Below are 12,001 nucleotides of genomic sequence, written 5' to 3'. Positions count from 1 at the left end.
GCGGTAACCTGATTAACCTGGGTCTACACGAAACGGCAGTGCGTTTACGTAACGCGTGCTTCAACGTGCCGTTGCCGAGAGGACGTTCAAGAACCGGAGCCAGCTTTGGTCCTTCGTTCCTGCCTACCTCACCACTACACCCCTCTCCCCTCCGGGGAGAGGGCAGGGTGAGGGGCCGGGCGGAGCGAGGGGCGGAAGGTCGATCGAGGACTGAGCTTGGCCTTTGCTTTCTGCGCTGCAAGAGGGGCTCATCGCTTGCGTACGGGCATGAAAAAAGCCGCGTGTTCCGCACGCGGCTTTTTTCTTGGCCTGCGGGGCTCAGCGGCCGCGCTTGGGTTTCAGCATGGTGCCGATGCACTTGGGGGAGCCGCACAGGCACTTCCAGACCTTTTTCAGGCGGGCGGTGTGGGGCACGTCCAGGATGATGCCGTAGTCGTAGGTGAGTTCTTCGCCGGGCTTGATGTTGCGGATGGCTTCGATGAAGACCCGGTCCTTGCGGCGGTCATCGCCTTCGGCTTCCAGGACCAGGGCCTGGCAGTTGGGGGCGCAGCTGTGGTTGATCCAGCGCGCCGTATTGCCTTTGCGGTTGGCGTCGATCAGGTATTCGTCGTTGAGGGTGAACAGGAAGGTGTGGCCGGTTTCGCCGCCGTCGCCGTACATCACGTCGGCGTCCTGGTGCGTCATCAGCGTGCCCTTGTACTCGACGATCTCCTCGCCCTTCTTGATCGGCGCGGTGGCGAACACGCCATTGCCGTGGATCGGGGAGCGGCGGGCGACGAAACGACGGGACATGGGGAGGGACCTGGCTCGGGGAAATGGGGATGATGCCTTGTTCGGGGGGAGCAGGGAACGGGGAACAGGGAACGGGGAACATGAAGGAAATCGCGAGCCCCACCTCACATCGGTCTACAAGCTTCCCGCTCCCCGTTCCCTGTTCCCCGTTCCCCATCTCATGGCAGAATCGCCATTCAAACGATCGTTTGGAGTGGCCATGTCGCGTCGGCTGTACCGCCTGATCCCGCTGCTGCTGTTGCTTGGCCTGCTCTCGCTGGGGATGGTCGCCTGCGGCCCGCCGCGCAAGAGCGTGTTCCCGCCCACCATCAGCATCCAGGAGATGACGGTGCGGCCGGACGGGCAGTGGCAGCTCACCGTGCGCATCCAGAACAACAGCTACGGCGGCATGAATTTCCGCTCGGTCGACGGCGAACTGAAGCTGGCCGAGCTGGTGCCGGTGCGCCTGCACGCCAGGTTCGACCTGGACATCCCCGCCTTCGCCGGCGACATCACCCGAATCACTGTGCTGCCCACGCCGGAAATGAGCCAGGCGCTCGCCGCGGCGGCGGCCAAGGGCAGCGGCGGCTCGGTGCCGTACAGCGTGGTGGGCCGCGCCAGCGCCAAGCCGGAACAGGAAGACCAGGCCCGCGATTTCGAATTCCACGGCAACGACTGGCTCTCGCCGGTGCCGGGCATCGCCAACACCTGGCGCTGAGCAAGCGCCGCGCTTTTCACCCATTTCATCACCGCATTCCAAGCAGGAACCCGCAATGACCATCTACAAGGCTCCCCTCGACGATCTGCGCTTCGCCCTTTACGACGTGCTGGGCGCGGAAGCGACCCTGACCAGGCTGCAGGGCGGCGAAGGCCACACGCGCGACCTGCTCGACGCGGTGCTGGAAGAAGCCGGCCGCCTGAGCGAGGCGCTGCTCGCGCCGTTCAACGCCAGCGGCGACGAGGAAGGCTGCAAGTACGACAAGGCCACGCAGACGGTGACCACGCCCAAGGGCTTCAAGGAAGCCTTCAAGGCCTTCGCCGAAGGCGGCTGGACCGGCCTGACCCAGGCCGAGCATTTCGGCGGCCAGGCGCTGCCCAATACGGTGGGCACCGCCACCACCGAGATCTTCCAGGCCGGCAACCTGTCGTGGAGCCTGTACCCGCTGCTGTCCGAAGGCGCCTGCCACGCGATGGAGCTGCACGGCACCGAAGAACAGCAGAACACCTACCTCAAGCCCATCGTCGAAGGCCGCTGGACCGGCACCATGTGCCTGACCGAGCCGCAGGCCGGCTCGGACCTCGGCCTGCTGAAGACGCGCGCCGAACCTGCCGACAACGGCAGCTACAAGGATGGCGCCTATAAGATCAGTGGCACCAAGATCTTCATCAGCGCCGGCGAGCACGACCTGGCCGAGAACATCATCCACCTGGTGCTGGCCCGCCTGCCCGACGCGCCGGCCGGCAGCCGCGGCATCTCGATGTTCATCGTGCCGAAGTTCAAGGTGAATGCGGATGGCTCGCTGGGCGCGCGCAACACCGTGGTGGCCAGCAATATCGAGCACAAGATGGGCCTGCGCGGCTCGGCCACCTGCGTGATGAATTTCGACGCCGCCGAGGGGTACCTGATCGGCCAGCCGCACAAGGGCCTGGCCGCGATGTTCACCATGATGAATGCCGCGCGCCTGGGCGTCGGCGTGCAGGGCCTGGCGCTGGCCGAGCGCGCGCTGCAGAACAGCTCGAACTATGCGCGCGAGCGCCTGCAGGGCCGCGCGCTGTCGGGTCCGAAGTTCCCCGACAAGCCCGCCGACAACCTGCTGGTGCAGCCGGACGTGCGCCGCATGCTGCTGACCCAGCGCGCCATCGTGGAAGGCTCGCGCGCCCTGCTGCTGTACACCGCGCTGCAGACCGACGTGGAAGCGCGCGCCACCGACGAAGCCACGCGCAAGAACGCCAGCGACCTGGTCGCCTTCCTGATCCCGATCGCCAAGGGCCTGGTCACCGAGCTGGCGCAGGAGTCGACCAAGGAAGCGCTGCAGGTCTACGGCGGCCACGGCTATATCGTGGAAAGCGGCGTGGAGCAGTTCGTGCGCGACGCCCGCATCATCACCCTGTACGAAGGCACCACCGGCATCCAGGCCGCCGACCTGCTGGGCCGCAAGATCCTCCAGCTGCAAGGCGCCGGCTTCAAGCTGTTCCTGCAGGAAATCCAGGCCTTCTGCCAGCAGCACGCCCAGGACCCCGCCCTGCTCCCGCTGATCGCCCCCCTGGCCAAGACCGCCAAGGAATGGGCCGACCTGACCCTGGCCCTGGCCGCGCGCGTGCAGGGCAATCCGGAGGAACTCGGCGCCGCCGCCATCGATTACCTGTACTACTCCGGCTACGCGACGCTGGCCTATCTGTGGGCACGCAGCGTCGCCGCGGCGAATGCGAGCGGCCAGCCGGAAGCGTTCAAGCAGGCCAAGCGCGACACGGCGTCGTTCTACTTCGCACGGATGCTGCCGCGTTGCCTGACGCACAAGGCGGCGATCGAGGCGGGCGTGGGCACGCTGGCGGCGGTTGGCTGAGGCTGTTGTCCCGCTCAGGTTGCGGTGAGCATCAGCTCACCGCTCCGCCCGCCCCCTCACCCCGGCCCTCTCCCCGGAGGGGAGAGGGGGATGTCGATTAACGCGAAAACCGAACGAAGAGCTCGCGGCGCAGCCGCGGCGTTCCGCTGTTGCTCTTGATCTACCGGGCCCCTTGGCGCCGGCGGTGAGGGCTGGACGAAAAGGCCCCGCAGGGGGCGAGGACAGGAGTCCTCGCCTTTTTGATCAGGGCATGGATGCCCTGTCAAAAAGCCCGGCCAGCCCTCACGGACCCTCAGCAGCTGCGCTGCTGAGGGCGCCAAGCAGGGTGCCCTCTCTTTTTGGTTACTTTTTCTCTGGGCACGCAGAGAAAAAGTAACTCGGGCCGCGGCAGCGGCACGAAACCCTCGCCAAAGGCGAGACACCCAACCGTCAACGCGACAACCGAGCGATACCGCCACTGGATGATTCGCTTCGCTCACCCCTTCGGGGCCGCCCTGCGGGCGTTCTTCGCGCTACGCGCTCGTCCGGCCTACGCCAGGATGACGAGCCCCGGGCGGTACTTCCGCCCACCCACACTCCGGGTGTAGAACCGACCCCCGGCCCCCAACACGCCCAAGCGCATGAGCGACCCCTCGTTCCTGATCCGTCTAGCCGAAGACGACGACGACTTCATCCTCGGCCTGGTCCCCCGCTTCGTCGATTTCCACCTGCCGAACTGGCGCAAACGCCACGAATGCATCGACGGCATCCGCAAGGACCTCTCGCGCCACCTGGAAGAACAACCCGCCAACAGCTTCCTGTTCGTCGCCGAAGACGAAGACGGCCACCCGGTCGGCTTCGTCCACCTGCAGAAGACCCAGGACTACTTCACCGGGCGCGTGAACTGCCACATCTCCGACCTCGCCGTCGCGCAGACCCACGAAGGCCAGGGCGTCGGCCGCGCCCTGCTCGACCACGCCGAAACCTGGGCGCGCGAACACCGCTGCCACCTGATCACCCTGGCCGTGTTCCCCGGCAACGAGCGCGCGCGCAAGATCTACGAGGAAGCCGGCTACGGCGCCGACCTGCTGCGCCTGGCCAAGCCGGTGCGCTGAACGCTACGGCCTGGCCAGGCGCAGATAGCGCCCGGCCAGCGCCGGCAGCACCAGCAGGTTGAGCACGGTGGAGCTGGCCAGGCCGCCGAGGATCACGATCGCCATCGGCCCCTCCACCTCGCGTCCCGGTTCGCCGTTGCCCAGCGCCAGCGGCAGCAGGCCCAGCGCGGTCACCAGGGCGGTCATCAGGATCGGCGTCAGCCGCTCGCGCGCGCCGCGCAGCACGGTGTGGCGATTCCAGTGCGCGCCCTCCACGCTCACCAGGTGCTCGTAGTGCGAGACCAGCATGATGCTGTTGCGCGCGGAGATGCCGAACAGCGTGACGAAACCCACCAGCGCACCGATCGACAGCACGCCGCCGGCCAGGCCCGCGGCGATCACGCCGCCCACCAGCGCGAACGGCACGTTGGCCAGTACCAGGGCCACGCTGCGCCGGTCCGGAAACGCGGCGAGCAGCAGCGCGACGATGCCCACGCCGGCCAGCCCGCCATGCAGCAGCAGGTCGTGGCGCGCCTGCGCAGCGCCTTCGGCGGTGCCGCCGAATTCGAGGTAATAGCCGGCCGGCAGCGGCACACTCTTCGCAAGCGCGGCGCGCGCCTGGTCGACGAAGCCGACCACGTCGGCGGTGGCCGGATACACCGCCAGCACCAGCCGGCGGCGGCCGCCTTCGTGCAGCACGTTGGCGCGGCCTTCGAGCAGGTCGGTATCGGCCACGGCGGACAGCGGCACGTTGCGTCCGGCGGGACTGCGCAGCAGCAGCTGGCCCACCGTCTCCGGATCGCGCTGCGCCGAAGGATCGAGCCGCAGGCGCACGGCGATCGGCTGCACCCCGTCGAACACTTCGCCCGCCACCACGCCCTGGTGTGCGGCGGCCACCGCATCCAGCACGTCGGTCATACGCAGGCCGTAGGCGGCGAGGCGTTCCGCTTGCGGTGCGATACGCAGGGTCGGCACGGTGGGCGTATCGGATAAGCGCACGCTGCCGTTGCCGGGCACAGACTGCATCGACTGCTTCACCTTGTCGGCGAGCCGGTCGAGCGTATCCAGGTCGTTGCCGTAGATGCTGATCGTCACCGGCGCGGTTTCGCCGGACAGCGATTCGCCGATGCGGTCGCCGAGGAAGGTCACCACCTCGCCGCTGAAACCCGGATAGCCATCTACCACGTTCTTCAACGCGGTTTCGATGCGCACCTGATCGGCCGCGCCCAGGCCCGGCTTCAGCTCGACGTGGAATTCGCTCTGATTCGGCGGCCAGGTGTCCTGCACCGCTTCGGCGCGGCCGACCTGCTGCGATACGGTGGCCACGCCGGGAATCGCCAGCACGTCCTTGCCCATGTGCTCGCCGATGCGCGCCATCTCCTCCAGCGAGGTGCCGCCAGGCCCCTGCAGCTGGATCACAAAATGCCCTTCGCGGAATTCCGGCAGCAGCGCCGCGCCGAACAGCGGCAGCACCGCCACCGCCGCCGCGCCCAGCAGCAAGGCGCCGATCAGCCACGCGCGGCCATGCGGCAGCGCGCGCTCCAGCAGCCGGTGCTGCGCCAGCTTGGCGCGCTTGAGCCAGCGCGGCTCGCGATGGCGGCGGTCGGCGCGCAGCAGCAACAGGCACAGCGCGGGCGTCACCGTGAGCGCCACCAGCAGCGAGGCGAACGTCGCCAGCAGGAAGGCGCCGGCCAGCGGCGCGAAGAAACTGCCCTGCAGGCCGGGCAGCAGCAGGATGGGCAGGAACACCAGCCCGACCACCACGGTGGCCAGCACCACCGGACGGCGCACTTCCAGCGAAGCGTCGAGGATCACTTCCGCACGCACCGCGGTGGAGCCGGCGCGGCGCAGGCGGCGCATCACGTTCTCCACGTCGATGATGGCGTCGTCCACCACCACGCCCAGCGCCACCGCCAGGCCGCCGAGGGTCATGGTGTTGATGGTCCAGCCGAACCACGGAAACACCATGACGGCGACGGCGAGCGACAGCGGAATGCTGAGGAAGGAGATCAGCGCGGTGCGCCAGTCGCGCAGGAACAGCACCAGCACGGCCAGCACCAGCACCGCGCCGAGCAGCAGCGCGCCGCGCATACGGGCCAGCGCCACTTCCACGAAGGTGGCCGGGCGATGCAGCGCGGGCACCAGGGTCACGCCCTGCGCGGCGAGCATCGGCTTGAGTTCGTCCAGCGCGGCTTCCACCGCGTGGGTGACTTCCAGCGTATTGGCGCCGTACTGGCTGTTCAGTGCGACCAGCACGCCGGGTCTGGCCATGATGCGCGAGTCGCCGAAGGCAGGCGCCGCCTGTTCGGCGACATCCGCCACATCGGCGAGCGTGACGTTGCGCCCCGCGTGCTGCGTGATCACCGCCTGGCCGAGCTGGGTTGGCGTGGCGAGCGTGCCATCGGCTTCCAGCACGACGCGCTGCGCCGGCGTGTCCACATAGCCTGCGCCACGCACGCCGCTTGCCGCCGCGGCAGCCGCTCGCACGTCCTCCAGCGTCAATCCGAAGGCGGCCAGCCGATCCGGATGCACGCGCACCTGCCACTCGCGCACGCCGCCACCGAACACGGTGGCGTCGGCCACGCCGGCCACCGCCAGCAGGCGCGGCTTCACCGTCCAGTCGGCGAGCGAGCGCAAGGCGAGCGGATCGAGCTTGTCGCTGAGCAGGCCGAACTTCAGCAGGTCCATGGTGGAGGACACCATCGGGCTGATGGTCGGCGCCTGCACGCCCTGCGGCAGGCGCGCGGATGCTTCGGCGATGCGCTCGGCCAGCAGCTGGCGGTCGCGGAACGGATCGCTGCCTTCCTTGAAGACCACCGTGATGACGGCCAGGCCCTGGATCGACTGCGAGCGCACCACGTCGACGTCGGTGCCGCCGTTGACGGCGTTCTCGATCGGCTGCGTGACGCGCTGCTCCACCTGCAGCGCGGTGAAGCCGGGCGACTCGACCTGGATGGTGAGTTCGGCCGGCACGAAGTCGGGAAACACGTCGTAGCGCGCGGTGCGCAGATGGGCGGCGCCGACCACGAGCAGCAGCGTGGCGAGCAGCGCGATCCACCATGGATGGCGCAGGGCGCCGCGGACGATAAAAGTCAGCATGGTTCAGTCGTCGCCCGGCTTGCCTGCGTCAGCGGCCGCGGGAACGGGCGCGGCATCGAGCGCGATCAGCGTTTCCGCGCCGCGCGCCACCGCTTTCTCGCCGGCCTTGAACGGTGCGCCGACGATCCAGCCGTCCGCCGTAATCGCCAGCGCGCTCACCGCACGGCGTTCGAAGTGCGTGGCATCGGTGGCGATATAAGCCCAGGACACGCCGTTCCAGCGCACCACCGCGCTGCGCGGCAGCAGCACGCCCGCGGCGCCGGCAGCCGCGCCGCGCAGCCGCGCAGTGAGCGCCATGCCAGGCATCAGGCCCGCACCCGGCGCTTCGAGCAGCCAGCCACCGGCAAGACCCGAGGTGCTGCGCGGCAGCGGTCCGAGCACGTGCGCGGCGACATCGCCCAGCTGTGCGCCGGCGGCCTGGAATCCGGGCGCGGGCGCGGCGAGCGGCTCGGCCTTGAGCCAGGCCGTGCGGCCATCGAGCAGGCTTTCCGCGCGCGCATGCAGCGCGTGCGCATCGAGCGCGGCAATGGCGCTGCCCCAATCCATGCGCAACTGGGTGCGAGCCTGCTGCAGCTTCGCCTGGTCGACCGCGGCCTGCGCGTGCGCCGCTTCCACCGCCTTGCGCGACATATTGCCGTCGGCCGCGAACAGCGCCTGCACACGGCGCGCTTCCGCGTTCGAGGCGTCGGCCGTGGCCTGCAGCGCGGCGATATCGTCGGCGGCCTTTGCCAGCGTGGATGGATCCAGCACTTCCGCGGCAGCCGCCAGCTCGACCGGCGCCTGCGCGGCGCGCAGTTCGACCAGCGCGAGACCGAGGCGGTTCTGCGTGGCGGCATCCACTTCGGTCGCCGCGGCATCGGCGGCGGCCAGTGCAAGCGATGCTGCCAGCAGCAAGGAGCGAACGGCGTTCATGGGGTATCTCCAGCATGGCCGGCTGCGCGCAGCAGCTCGGCCTCGTTGCCTTCCAGCGGTGTGCGCACGGCGTCTTCCAGCGCGCCCAGCGCCTGCTGGGCCTGGTCGGCGGCGGCGAGCTGCGCCTGTGCAGCGGTGGCGGTGGCCAGTTGCGCGTTGAGCACGGCGAGGCGGTCGTCCTCGCCGTGCGCATAGCCGGCGGCGGTCTGCTGCTGCAGGCGTTCGGCGGCGCCGCGGCCGTGCGTGGCGGCATCCAGCGCCTGGCGTGCGGCGGCCAGTTTCGCGGTGGCGCCTTCGATCTCGCTGTCGATGCCGGCCTGCACGGCTTCGACGTGGCGGCCGGCGGCTTCGCGCCGCGCTTCGGCTTCGGCGATGGGCCCCTGGTTCTGGTCGAACAGCGGCAGCGTGGCGCCGAGGTTGAACTGCAGTTTGCGCACGCCGTGGTCGTAGGTGTAGCCGGGGCCGATGCTGATCTGCGGGTATTGCATGCGCACCTGCTGGCGCAGTTCCGTTTCGCGCGCGGCGTAGTCGACAAGGGCGCGTTCCAGGTCGGGGCGCGAGAGGCGCGCCTGGGTCGCCAGTTGATCGAGTTGCGTGGCGGAAAGAGCTGGCGGTGATTCAAGGCCGTCCCACGCCAGTACGACGCCATCCAAGGCATGCACCGGCACGCCGACGGCGCGGGCCAGGCGCGCATGCGCATCGGCTACGCGCTGCGCCGCCGTAGCCGAGGCATCGCGCGCCTGCGCGAGCACCAGCGCCACCTGCAATACGTCCGCCGGCACCGCTTCGCCCAGGGCGCGGCGGCGTTCCTGCGCGGCTTGCAGCGCGGCCGCCTTGGCCACCGCATCTTCGGCCAGTGCGTGCTGGCGTTCGCCCAGCAGCAGGTCGGCCAGCGCGGTGCGCAGCGTGCGGCGCACTTCCCACACCTTCTCGGCGTAATCGATCCGCGCGCCGCGCACGCCGGCGTCGGCCAGATCGGCGCGCAGGCGGCGGCGCACGGCGGTGTCGATCAGCCAGTTGGTGCTGACGCCCCACAGCCAGGGACTGCTGCCGGCCTGGTCCTGCGCATAGCGCTCCAGCGCCAGGTTCACCGAAGGATTGGGCCAGGCCTTGGCGGTGCGCACCGCGGCATCCGCTTCGGCCAGATGCGCGCGCGCTTCGGCAAGGTCGGGATTGAGCACCAGCGCGGCGAGCAGCAGTTCGCCGCGCCCGTAGCGCGCGGGCGGCCAGGCCACGGCGGGAGCGAGGCGCGCGGCCAGCGCCGGATCGTCCAGGCGGCGAGCCTGCCACTGCGCGGCGGTGGCGACGGGATCGATGGGCCGCGCCTGGTAATGCGCGCAACCGGCGAGCGCGGCCAGGACGATGGCGCCGAGGGCGCGTAACAGAGCATGTCGCATGCCGCGCATCTTCCCGGCAGGGCCTTAGTGGCCGCTTAGATGCGCCGCCAAAAAAAAACGGCGCCGCGAGGGCGCCGTTTTCTCGATCGCGCAAGCGCGCTCAGTTCCTGGTGGACTTGCTCTCGACCTGCTCGAGCTGGTCCAGGCGCTGCGCCACGCGGTCGATGTTGGACAGCGACAGCAGGTGCGCGTAGATCCAGCCGAACACGCCTTCCTGCAGGAATTCCTGCGCGGTCTTGGCGTCGAGCTTGCGCAGCTTCTCCTCGCTGACCACGTACAGGCCGTTGAGGTTGATCGCCTTGCCGTCCTTCTCCAGGCGGATGTTGCGCGGCTCGAGCAGGTCGTGCTTGCGGATCTGCTCCATGAACCACTGCGTGCGGCCCACGTGCTGCTGGAATTCGCCGAGGAAGTTCACGGCGTTCTTCAGCATCTCGCTGTCGGTACCGTCTTCCTGGAACAGGCGCTCGCCCTCGTCGCTGCCGAAGCCTTCGTAGGCCTCGTCCAGGAACACGGTGAAGTCGTCGCCTTCCTCGCCCGCCGGCTTTTCCGCCAGCACGAACGGATAGCGGCGCACGAAGGCCGGCACGTAGGTGTTGGCTGCCCACTGGCCGTCGGCGTCGACGAACAGGTTCTCGTTCTGGCGCAGGCCCAGCAGGGCCATCGGGCCGGCTTCTTCCATGCTGCTGCCGGCGAACAGGATCGGCAGGTCACGCGCCGCGGCGGGGAATTCCACGCCGGTCAGCGGCACCGAGTGCACGCCGGCCGCGAAACGCAGGCTCGGGATGCCCTTCAGGCGCAGATCCTTGTGTTGGGTACGGTTGAGCGGCACCGGGCGCTCGTAGAAAAGAACTTCAGCCACGTCGTTTACCTCTGCCCCGCCGTGCCGGGGTCGCCACCCAGGCTTCCCCTCCCAAACCCGGCGTCGGGTCTACAGATGAATGGGCACTATATCGCAGGCCCGCGGCGAAGCGTAAATAGGCCGCTCCGGAGGCCGACTTTTCAGCGGCGACAGGCATTTGCACGCATTTTGCAACGAAACATGGTTTATGCTCGGGCGAACCAGCGCCTATGCAACGCCGGACGCTCCTCGAGTCGCCTTGAAGGACGGAACACATGCCGATGGAAGTTCCCATGCGGCTGATCGACGGACCAGGAAAGGTCGCCGATCTGCATTCGACCCGCATCCTCTCCCTGGACGCGGCGGGCCGCATTCTCGACTGGATCAGCTGGCAGGACGCCGTCTGCCTGTACGTCCGCGACGCCGTCGCCTGGACCCTGGGCGATCCCTGCCTGACCGTCTACGGCGGCCACAACCGTGACCTGGGCCGGCGCAGCTCGCTGCAGCTGCACCCGATCGTGGCCAGCTCCGGCCACTGCCGCGAGCACGCGGTGGACCCGGCGCCGACCCTGACCAATACCGCCCTGTTCGCCCGCGATCGCTATATCTGCCTGTACTGCGGCGACCATTTCAGCCGCGGCGAGCTGACCCGCGACCACGTGCTGCCGATCTCCAAGAAGGGCAAGGACGAGTGGGAGAACGTGGTCAGCGCCTGCCTGGCCTGCAATCTCAAGAAGAGCAACCGCACCCCGCAGCAGGCCAATATGCCGCTGCTGGCGGTGCCGTACCGCCCGAGCTGGGTGGAACACCTGATCCTGTCCAACCGCAACATCCTGGCCGACCAGATGGAATTCCTGGTCAGCCACCTGCCGCGCGACCGCCGCCACCTGATGGGCTGAGGCCCTGGCGGCGGCCCTTCGCTTGCTCCCGCGCCTCCTCCACCACTTCCTCGAACTGGCTGAGGTCGTCGCGGGCGCTCTCAGCCAGGCGGGCGTAATGGCGGCGGATGCGCTCCAGCTGCTGGTCGTCCAGGTTTTCCAGGTTCAGCAAGGCGTTGTGCGCCTTGCTGCTGCAGATCAGCTCGTCCAGCTTGATCTGCAGGGCCGCGGTGTCGCGGTTCTGGGTGCTCTGGATCAGGAACACCATCAGGAAGGTAATGATGGTGGTGCCGGTATTGATCACCAGCTGCCAGGTGTCGTTGAAGTGGAAGATCGGGCCGGTAACCGCCCAGCCGGCGATCAGCAGCACCGCCAGCAGGAAGGCCGCCGGCTTGCCGGCGTAGTGGGCGGTGGCCTCGGCGAAGCGGCGGAATGCCGTCTGTCGGCTCATCACAGGCTCCTTCAGCTT

The 12,001-nt window shown here is 68.8% G+C and carries 10 protein-coding genes; 4 read left to right on the top strand and 6 right to left on the bottom strand.

Features of this window, described 5'->3' with window-relative positions:
• Window positions 1–318 precede the first annotated feature (318 nt).
• Window positions 319–792, bottom strand: a complete 474-nt coding sequence (locus tag FHW84_RS21860) for an SET domain-containing protein-lysine N-methyltransferase (RefSeq protein WP_167258386.1) — start codon at window positions 790–792, stop codon at window positions 319–321.
• Window positions 793–991: 199 nt separating this feature from the next.
• Here FHW84_RS21860 and FHW84_RS21855 point away from each other — a divergent pair, with 199 nt between their 5' ends.
• From FHW84_RS21855 to FHW84_RS21845, 3 genes are all read left to right on the top strand, one after another.
• Window positions 992–1,489, top strand: coding sequence for a hypothetical protein (locus FHW84_RS21855; RefSeq protein ID WP_167258384.1), 498 nt, complete (start codon window positions 992–994; stop codon window positions 1,487–1,489).
• Between the two features lie 55 nt (window positions 1,490–1,544).
• On the top strand, window positions 1,545–3,335 hold the full coding sequence (locus FHW84_RS21850) for an acyl-CoA dehydrogenase C-terminal domain-containing protein (RefSeq protein WP_167258382.1): 1,791 nt from the start codon (window positions 1,545–1,547) through the stop codon (window positions 3,333–3,335).
• 620 nt (window positions 3,336–3,955) lie between these two features.
• A complete protein-coding gene (locus tag FHW84_RS21845; RefSeq protein ID WP_167258380.1) occupies window positions 3,956–4,429 on the top strand; it encodes a GNAT family N-acetyltransferase in 474 nt (157 codons plus the stop codon).
• A gap of 3 nt (window positions 4,430–4,432) precedes the next feature.
• On the opposite strand, the gene FHW84_RS21840 is transcribed toward FHW84_RS21845, so the two are convergent.
• The 4 genes from FHW84_RS21840 to FHW84_RS21825 form a co-directional block, all read right to left on the bottom strand.
• Window positions 4,433–7,507: an efflux RND transporter permease subunit gene (locus tag FHW84_RS21840; protein ID WP_167258378.1), complete on the bottom strand. Its 3,075-nt coding sequence runs from the start codon at window positions 7,505–7,507 to the stop codon at window positions 4,433–4,435.
• 3 nt (window positions 7,508–7,510) lie between these two features.
• Window positions 7,511–8,419 carry a hypothetical protein gene (locus FHW84_RS21835; RefSeq protein ID WP_167258376.1) on the bottom strand — a complete coding sequence of 303 codons (909 nt, stop codon included), beginning with the start codon at window positions 8,417–8,419 and terminating at the stop codon, window positions 7,511–7,513.
• Complete coding sequence (locus tag FHW84_RS21830; protein WP_167258374.1) at window positions 8,416–9,816, bottom strand: TolC family protein; 1,401 nt, start codon at window positions 9,814–9,816, stop codon at window positions 8,416–8,418. Before FHW84_RS21830 ends, FHW84_RS21835 begins: the two co-directional genes overlap by 4 nt.
• Window positions 9,817–9,916: 100 nt before the next feature.
• Window positions 9,917–10,675, bottom strand: coding sequence for a SapC family protein (locus FHW84_RS21825; RefSeq protein ID WP_167258372.1), 759 nt, complete (start codon window positions 10,673–10,675; stop codon window positions 9,917–9,919).
• Between the two features lie 254 nt (window positions 10,676–10,929).
• Between FHW84_RS21825 and FHW84_RS21820 the strand changes: the two genes are divergently transcribed.
• A complete protein-coding gene (locus FHW84_RS21820) occupies window positions 10,930–11,553 on the top strand; it encodes an HNH endonuclease (protein WP_167258370.1) in 624 nt (207 codons plus the stop codon).
• Here the strand turns inward: FHW84_RS21820 and FHW84_RS21815 are convergent.
• Window positions 11,513–11,983, bottom strand: coding sequence for a low affinity iron permease family protein (locus FHW84_RS21815; RefSeq protein ID WP_167258368.1), 471 nt, complete (start codon window positions 11,981–11,983; stop codon window positions 11,513–11,515). The genes FHW84_RS21820 and FHW84_RS21815 overlap by 41 nt on opposite strands.
• Between the last annotated feature and the right edge of the window lie 18 nt (window positions 11,984–12,001).

It is taken from the genome of Dyella sp. SG562, from assembly GCF_011759495.1.
Lineage (GTDB): Bacteria > Pseudomonadota > Gammaproteobacteria > Xanthomonadales > Rhodanobacteraceae > Dyella_D > Dyella_D marensis.
This window is presented reverse-complemented; position numbering and strand designations above follow the sequence as displayed.

Excerpts from the sequence above, each read along its gene's own strand:
- FHW84_RS21815 (WP_167258368.1), bottom strand. The coding sequence starts at position 11,983 with ATGAGCCGACAGACGGCATTCCGCCGCTTCGCCGAGGCCACCGCCCAC.
- FHW84_RS21855 (WP_167258384.1), top strand. The coding sequence starts at position 992 with ATGTCGCGTCGGCTGTACCGCCTGATCCCGCTGCTGCTGTTGCTTGGC.
- FHW84_RS21860 (WP_167258386.1), bottom strand. The coding sequence starts at position 792 with ATGTCCCGTCGTTTCGTCGCCCGCCGCTCCCCGATCCACGGCAATGGC.
- FHW84_RS21840 (WP_167258378.1), bottom strand. The coding sequence starts at position 7,507 with ATGCTGACTTTTATCGTCCGCGGCGCCCTGCGCCATCCATGGTGGATC.
- FHW84_RS21845 (WP_167258380.1), top strand. The coding sequence starts at position 3,956 with ATGAGCGACCCCTCGTTCCTGATCCGTCTAGCCGAAGACGACGACGAC.
- FHW84_RS21850 (WP_167258382.1), top strand. The coding sequence starts at position 1,545 with ATGACCATCTACAAGGCTCCCCTCGACGATCTGCGCTTCGCCCTTTAC.
- FHW84_RS21820 (WP_167258370.1), top strand. The coding sequence starts at position 10,930 with ATGCCGATGGAAGTTCCCATGCGGCTGATCGACGGACCAGGAAAGGTC.
- FHW84_RS21835 (WP_167258376.1), bottom strand. The coding sequence starts at position 8,419 with ATGAACGCCGTTCGCTCCTTGCTGCTGGCAGCATCGCTTGCACTGGCC.
- FHW84_RS21830 (WP_167258374.1), bottom strand. The coding sequence starts at position 9,816 with ATGCGACATGCTCTGTTACGCGCCCTCGGCGCCATCGTCCTGGCCGCG.